The organism is Vibrio sp. MED222 (genome assembly GCF_000153005.1).
In the GTDB taxonomy this organism is placed as follows: domain Bacteria; phylum Pseudomonadota; class Gammaproteobacteria; order Enterobacterales; family Vibrionaceae; genus Vibrio; species Vibrio tasmaniensis_A.
Genome location: NZ_CH902612.1, coordinates 31,506 through 36,437 on the forward strand (window position 1 = coordinate 31,506; position 4,932 = coordinate 36,437).

The following is a 4,932-nucleotide window of genomic DNA, read 5'->3' on the forward strand; positions in this document are numbered from 1 at the left end:
TGTCTTCGTTGATCATGAAATATGGGGTTTTTAGTTCTTCTTTCTTAAACGTCATTTTTGTAAACACTCAAGCAGCATCTATAGATGGAAAGGTAAATTAACAATTTTGGTGTGATTTATTTTGATTTTGTCCTGTCCGAGCGCAGTGAGTTACAAAATCAAAATAAATGATACCAAAGCTTCAAGTCTATCATCATCGAAAAGGGAACAATCCATGTCCCCTTTAATTAGCAATCAAAACAAGAAATCAGTTCTTATTTTTTCAGCTCTTGAATCACAGGAAGACCTTGGCCTGCATCAAGTTCTTGAACATGCCAATCTAGACCGATTTCCGGCATGGTTGCTAGGAACGGGTCTGGGTTTAGCTGTTCCATGTTGAACACGCCTTTATCAGCCCATTCGCCACGGAAGAACTGTAGTGCAGCGGTAATTGCTGGAACACCTGTAGTGTAAGAGATCGCTTGGTGCTCTACGTCTTCGTAAGCCACTTCGTGGTCTGCGTTATTGTAGATGAATACACTGCGCTCTTTACCGTCTTTCTTACCTTGAACCCAAGTACCGATACACGTTAAACCTGTGTAACCCGGAGCGAGAGATGTTGGATCCGGCAGTAGTGCTTTAAGAACATGCAGAGGCTGAACCACAGTACCATCGTGCAGTGTTAGCGGATCTGGGCTAAGAAGACCGATGTCACGCATGCAGTTGAAGTAGTTCAGGTATGCATCACCAAAGCCCATCCAAAATTCGATACGCTTAGCTGGGATGAACTCTTTCATTGAACGAACTTCATCGTGCGCCATTGAGTAAACTTTGTGAGAACCACAGTTCGGGAATTCAAACTCAAGCATACGAGAGTGACAAGGTACTTGCTTCCACTCTTCATTTTCCCAGTAGAAAGAGTCGCCTTGGATCTCAAGCATGTTGGTTTCTGGGTCAAAATTTGTCGCAAACTTCTTACCGTGGTCGCCAGCATTCACGTCCATTACGTCAATTGAGTCAATCTCGTCGAACAGGTGCTTAACCGCGTACGCTGCAAAGATTGATACCACACCCGGATCGAAACCCGCGCCAAGAATACCTGTGATGCCCGCTTCAGCGAACTTCTCACGGTAGCCCCACTGCCAATCATAAGCTTGTGGTACTTGTTGGCCTTCAGAACATAGATCAACCGCAACCGATGTATCTAAGTAAGATACTTTCGATTGGTAACACGCTTCCATGATCGCCATGTTTACCCAAGGAGGACCAGCGTTGATCACTAGATCAGGCTTAACTTCTTTAATCAAAGCAACAAGTGCATCAACATCGTCAGCGTCTACTGAACGAGCTTCTAGTTTCTTAGTAGAATCTTTAAGGTTGTTTTTGCCTTTGATAGATTCGATGATTTTTTCACACTTCGCGATTGTGCGAGAAGCGATTGTGATATCACCCAGTACTTCGTTATTTTGTGCTGCTTTGTGTGCAACAACCCAACCAACGCCGCCTGCACCAATTTGTAGAATAGCCATAGTTTTAATTACCCTTGTTGTTCTGCTAGCTCAATGGCTAGAGTTTGAATTTTGTTAATTAAAGATTTGAAATCTGATGTCGTTAAGCACGGATTCAAGATAGTGAATTTCAGCGCGCTTTTACCATCAACGACCGTTTCGCCAAGTACTGCAACGCCACGAGTCAGCGCCTCCAGTCTTAACGTCTGATTCAGTTTGTCTAAATCAAGAACGCCGTTTGCTGATAGCTCGTTGTTCGGTACCGCACGGAACAGCACAGTCGACAGTGACGGCTCAGCAAGCAACTCGAAATCGTCATGCTTCTGAATCAAATCGGCAACCTCAAGCGTTTGCTCAAGAAGATGGTCGTACATATCGCCCAGTTGCTTTGGACCGACACTTTGCATCGTCATGAAGACTTTCAACGCATCGAAACGCTTGGTGGTCGCGATAGACTTATCGACTAGATTTGGCAGCTCATCGTGCTCGCGATTCAAGTAATCTGCGTGATGCAGTAAGTACTTGAAGTTCGCTTTGTCTTTCAGCAGCACTGCACCACAGCTGATTGTTTGGAAGAACAACTTGTGGAAGTCGACACTCACTGAGTCCGCTTTTTCGATACCTTTCAGACGAGCTTTATGGCTACTTAAGATAAGCGCGCCACCGTAAGCACTGTCGACATGGAACCAAAGATCTTGTTGGTTGGCGATGTCAGCAATCGCTTCAAGGTCATCAATAGCACCGTGATCGGTTGTGCCCGCCGTACCGACAACAGCAAAAGGAATCAACCCTTGAGCTTTAAGCGCTTTGACTTCTGCGTCTAGCAAATCTGGCTTTATGGTGCCATTGGCATTGGTATCAACACAGCACACTGCCGCTTCACCTAGCCCTAGTAGCGAGGCAGACTTTTGAACCGTGAAGTGAGATTTGTTTGAACACAAAATACGAAGCTTGCTCGCGTAATCTGGTAAGCCTAGCTTTTGGATTGAGTGACCATCATGTTTATCAGCAATCCAATCTCTCGCTAACAATAAGCCCATTAGGTTGCTTTGCGTGCCGCCACTGGTGAAAACACCGTCCGCTTGGTCGCCAAGTTGGTATTTGTCGCACATCCAATCCACCACACGCTGCTCAACATAAGTCGCAGCAGATGCTTGGTCCCATGAATCCATTGACTGATTCAGTGCCGCAATAATGGATTCCGCCGCTACCGATGCCATTAAAGGAGGAGTATGAAGGTGTGCAATACAGTCAGGGTGTTGCACGAAGATGGAGTTTGCAGCGACAAGGTCTGCAGTGCTATCTACAACATCAACCAAAGCGTGTTGGTTGTTGTCTAGGTCGACAGCTTTGATAGCTGCTTCTAACACTTTTGGATCTAAACCCGAATAAGGGGTTTCAACCTGTTCAAAAACGGCTTTCATCGCTTGAGTGGTTTGGTTCATCACGCTAGCAAATTCGTCACTACCGCCTAAACCTGTCTGGATGAAATGCTTATTCCATTCTTGGTTAGTTTGCTCGCTTGAAGCTGGGTCTTGTTGTAAACCGCCACCCGCTGCGATTATCGCTTCTTCCATGACACGCAGTGCAAAGTCGATCTGCTCGAAAGAGATAATCATTGGCGGAAGGAAACGAATGACCGAACCATCACGACCACCCTTTTCAACCATCAAGCCGCGCTCCAATGCTGCTCGTTGAATCGCTAGAGTCAGTTCGCCGTCTGATTGCGGCTCGCCAAATTTGTTGAGTTCACCATTTGGTTGCTTGATCTCAGCGCCAAGCATCAAGCCTTTACCACGAACTTCAGCAATACAGTTCACGCGAGATTGAATCTTCTCTAACCCATGACGTAGGTATTGGCCTGCGATGTTCGCGTGCTCAACCAAACCATCGCGCTCGATGATCTCTAACGCCTTAGCGCCAGATACCATTGCCAACTGATTACCACGAAATGTGCCGGTGTGCTCACCCGCTTTCCAAGTATCGATGCTCTTATCGAATACAAGCAGCGACATAGGCAGTCCGCCACCAATCGCTTTAGACAAGCATAAGATATCAGGATTAACGCCTGACTCTTCAAACGCAAATCGATGACCTGTTTTACCTACACCACATTGGATTTCATCAAAGATCAGTAGGATGCCGTGTTCATCACAGATGCGACGCAGACCTTGTAACCAATAAGCAGGAGCAGGGATCACACCTCCCTCACCTTGCACAGGCTCAACGATCATCGCGGCAGGTTTCATAATGCCGGATTCGTCATCATTCAACATACGCTCGATGTAACGAATGCTCGCGTTGGCACCTGCTTCACCACCAATGCCAAACGGGCAGCGCAGGTTGTATGGGAAAGGCATGAAATGTACGTCAGACATCAAGCCGCTACGACGCTCTTTAGTACCTAGGTTACCCATCATACCCATGGTGCCGTTTGTCATGCCATGGTAAGCACCTCGGAAAGCGAACATTGTGTTACGACCTGTGGTTTGCTTAGCGAGCTTGATCGCCGCTTCCACAGCGTCAGCACCCGATGGGCCACAGAATTGAAGAACCGAGTTATTTGAAAAGTCTTGAGGAAGAAAAGCTTTAACTCGCTTGATAAACGTCTCTTTTGCGTGAGTCGTGATATCAAGAGTTTGGTATGGCAAACCAGAATCGAGCTGATCTTTGAGTGCTTGGTTAATCTCAGGGTGGTTGTAACCTAGAGAAAGTGTACCTGCACCGGCTAAGCAATCGAGAAAGAGTTGGCCACGAGTATCTTCAACTAAAGCGCCACATGCTCGTTTAATAGCAATGGGCAGGCGTCTTGGGTAAGAACGAACATCCGACTCATGCTGTTCTTGCTCGAGCAAAATAGCGTCAGGTGTTAGGTCGTACGTTCCCTCTAAGATAGGAACCATAGTTGAAAATGAATTTGCGATAGTATTGATATCGACTTCAAAGGCGGTAGTCATAAAAATCCCCTTGAATGTGTTCATACTCACCTCCATCAGACGCAATTGCATACCGTCCCTCTATTGATTTAGAGAGAATTCATAATGAAACACGCGTATTGTCTAGAAATGAGATATAGCTGTACGCTCGCATAAGTCAAATGACGAATACGAAATTAGGCCGTCTTAGGACAGCAAAAAAATTAGTTAGCGTGAGCTCAAGGTTCAGTAATGCTACTGTTTTGAAGAATTGGACATTTTTGCAGGATCGGGCAGCTATGAGGAGCTGGTCCCTTTGGAAATGCAGAGCTGATTAGCAATGTTGTTATTAGTGTGTTCAATGTTGGGTTTCCCATTAACATGACGAACTGCGCCATAAGTATCCCGTCTATCAGCTAAAGAATTAGCCGATACCTACCCTACGTAATGTCCCAATCAGCAAGAATGGTCACTACGCGTATCCCCCAGAAGCAATCGCTGCTCTTTTTGAGCATTGTTCATTCCGAGAT

At 46.0% G+C, this 4,932-nt stretch carries 2 protein-coding genes; both read right to left on the reverse strand.

Annotation, left to right across the window (positions count from 1 at the left end; genetic code table 11):
* Positions 1 to 254 precede the first annotated feature (254 nt).
* Positions 255 to 1,508 (reverse strand): carboxynorspermidine synthase, encoded by a 1,254-nt coding sequence (locus tag MED222_RS01630; RefSeq protein ID WP_009848867.1) that lies wholly within the window; start codon positions 1,506 to 1,508, stop codon positions 255 to 257.
* An 8-nt stretch (positions 1,509 to 1,516) separates the two neighbouring features.
* A complete protein-coding gene (locus tag MED222_RS01625; protein ID WP_198135333.1) occupies positions 1,517 to 4,468 on the reverse strand; it encodes a pyridoxal phosphate-dependent class III aminotransferase in 2,952 nt (983 codons plus the stop codon).
* Positions 4,469 to 4,932: the final 464 nt, after the last annotated feature.

Bases quoted from the DNA above. Each gene is read 5' to 3' on its own strand.
- MED222_RS01630 (WP_009848867.1), bottom strand. From the start codon at position 1,508: ATGGCTATTCTACAAATTGGTGCAGGCGGCGTTGGTTGGGTTGTTGCA.
- MED222_RS01625 (WP_198135333.1), bottom strand. From the start codon at position 4,468: ATGAACACATTCAAGGGGATTTTTATGACTACCGCCTTTGAAGTCGAT.